Raw genomic sequence first — 2,223 nt, forward strand, 5'->3', positions numbered from 1 at the left:
TCGTGCTCAACGCCGGTGAAGGCGCCGTCGGCGACCGGGACCACGGCCGGATTCAGTCCGCGCTCTCGGAGATCATTTCCAAGAGCGCGGAAGCTCTTCCCATGACCTCCAGCGCGGCCTTGTTCCGTGCCAGTTCCTTCTCCAGCCGTTCCACCTGGCGGCGCAGCTTCTCGTTCTCCGCCTCGGCAGCGGACTTCTTCGGCCTCGCCGGGCTGGTGCGCTTGTCGACCAGTTTCTCCAGAGCCCCGGCATCCCGCGCGGCCCGCTACTCCGTGACGTGCGAATTGTAGAGACGTTCGCGGCGCAGGACCGCACCCTTCTCGTTCTTCGGGGCGGCGTCGTACTCGGCGACGATCCGCAGCTTGTACTCGGGACTGAAAGTGCGGCGTTTCGGCCGGGCGGCCGGGTCGGATCCGGCGGGGTGGGTGCTGGTCATGAGGGGGTGGTTCTCCTGTCGTGCCCTCTCAGGCTAACCCGACGAAGCGGGACGTCTCACCCAAGGCTGACAGAGAGGGCATTGAAGGCCTCGAAGTGTCTGGTGGCTGGGTGTACGGGTGCAGATGGTCTGGATGTGCGTGCCGGACGGGAGCATGTAGGACAGGCAGGCCGCGGCCCAGCTCAGCGGGTACTGGGAGGCGATGCCATTCATGGGGAGACCGCCTCGGTCAGCCAGGCAAGAGGGCGCAGGGGAAGCCATGTCAGTGGTGGGAAGCGGGGCAGTGGCTCCTCGGTCTGGAGAGCGACGCTTGCGCTTACCCCCGGGCGGGCTTCTTCACCCGACGTTGATACGTCGGCTGCACCCTTGGTGTGCCCTGCGCCGGTCGGCCGGAGACTCGTGACGACGGCCCGCGCTGCCGTGGTCCCCGCCGGGGCGCCGTTGTTCAGAGCGGTGCCCGGTGTGATGACCAGGGTGGCACTTGAGCCGGGCGGTCCGGTGACCGGCAGGTCGTGCTCGGCATGCAGGGCGACGCTGCGGCCCCAGCCGTCGTGTGCCCATGCGAGGACCTCGCCTTGGTGGACGATGGGGGCGGTGACGAGGGAATCTGCGATCAACCGCCGGACGGTTGTATTCAGCGCTGCGCTGTCGGGCTGGTGCAGCACGGCGCCGACGATGACCCGGCTGCCGCCGGTGCTGTCGCGGCGGGCGGCGAAGACAAGGTTGTGCCCGGCGGCCCGCGTGGTGCCCGTCGTGCCCGCGAAAACCCCGTCACGGCCCAGCATGGGGTTGGTGTTGGCGTGGCGGTGCCCGTCTATGTCGGTGTAGGAGGAGCTGGCGAGGGTGGCGAACTCCGGCAGCCGCAGAGCCGCCTGGAACAGCCTGACCTGGTCTGCCGCAGTGCTGACGGTGGTGTCGTTCAGCCCGCTGGGATCGGTGTAATAGGTCGCGTCCATGCCGAGCCGGTGTGCGGTGCGGTTCATGTCGGCGACGAAGGCGACCGGGTCCGATCCGTACCAGCGGGCCAGTTCGTCCGCGACGTTGTTCGCCGAGGCCGCCAGCAACGCCTGAAGAGCATCGCGCTCGGCCAAGCGCTGTCCCGGACGCAGCGGGACCACCGACTGCGACCCCGCCAAACGGGCGGCGTAGCGGGCCGCTTCGTCGGCGGACACGGTGTACGAGGGTCCTGCCTGCCCGGGGTGCAGCGGATAGCGGGAAAGGAACATGTACGCGGTCATGAGTTTGGCCGTGCTGGCCGTCGGCACGGGGTCCTGGCTCGGAGAGCCATGCTCGCCCCCGTCGGCGACGGCAACCGCTGCCTGACCGGTTGCGGGCCAGGCGGAGGCCGGAGGGCCACCGGGCAGGGCGCGCACGGCCTCGGAGGCGTCAGCGGGGCGGCCGAACAACACCAGCAGGGCCAGGATGGCCCCTGCGCATAGCATCACGATCAGGGGCGGCAGGAAGGCCGGAATGCGGCGCCGCGCCGACTCCTGTCCGGACGTCGACGACAGGGCTGCGTCAGGGGGCATGCGAGTTCCTTGGTTCAGGCCCGACGGGCGGCGAGCTGATGCGGATGTGCATGCACATGGGAGGGGCTGCGCTCAGGGCGCGGCTCATTGCGCGCTCTGCGGCGTCTGGTGGCTTGCTGCAAGGGTGAGGGCGGTCTGGATGATGGTGTCCAGCAGGTGGGTATAGGGCAGGCCGGCTGCGGCCCAGATCTGCGGGTACTGGGAGGCTGCGGTGAAGCCGGGGAAGGTGTTGACCTCGTTGATCACGGGTTCGGTGCC

The 2,223-nt window shown here is 69.2% G+C and carries 4 protein-coding genes; 1 reads left to right on the top strand and 3 read right to left on the bottom strand.

The features are described from left to right. On the top strand, positions 1 to 290 hold a 290-nt coding region (locus tag ACZ50K_RS37825; RefSeq protein WP_468912020.1), incomplete at its 5' end, for a hypothetical protein. On the opposite strand, the gene ACZ50K_RS37830 is transcribed toward ACZ50K_RS37825, so the two are convergent. The 3 genes from ACZ50K_RS37830 to ACZ50K_RS37840 form a co-directional block, all read right to left on the bottom strand. After that, on the bottom strand, positions 266 to 436 hold the full coding sequence (locus ACZ50K_RS37830) for a hypothetical protein (RefSeq protein ID WP_468912022.1): 171 nt from the start codon (positions 434 to 436) through the stop codon (positions 266 to 268). The two genes, ACZ50K_RS37825 and ACZ50K_RS37830, sit on opposite strands and share 25 nt — an antisense overlap. Positions 437 to 645: 209 nt before the next feature. Further along, the gene (locus ACZ50K_RS37835; protein WP_468912024.1) at positions 646 to 1,965 is read right to left on the bottom strand and encodes a D-alanyl-D-alanine carboxypeptidase family protein; all 1,320 of its coding nucleotides are present in this window, start codon (positions 1,963 to 1,965) and stop codon (positions 646 to 648) included. Positions 1,966 to 2,049: 84 nt separating this feature from the next. Beyond that, positions 2,050 to 2,211 (bottom strand): hypothetical protein, encoded by a 162-nt coding sequence (locus ACZ50K_RS37840; RefSeq protein ID WP_468912026.1) that lies wholly within the window; start codon positions 2,209 to 2,211, stop codon positions 2,050 to 2,052. Positions 2,212 to 2,223: the final 12 nt, after the last annotated feature.

The organism is Streptomyces sp. NPDC033845 (assembly GCF_055576225.1).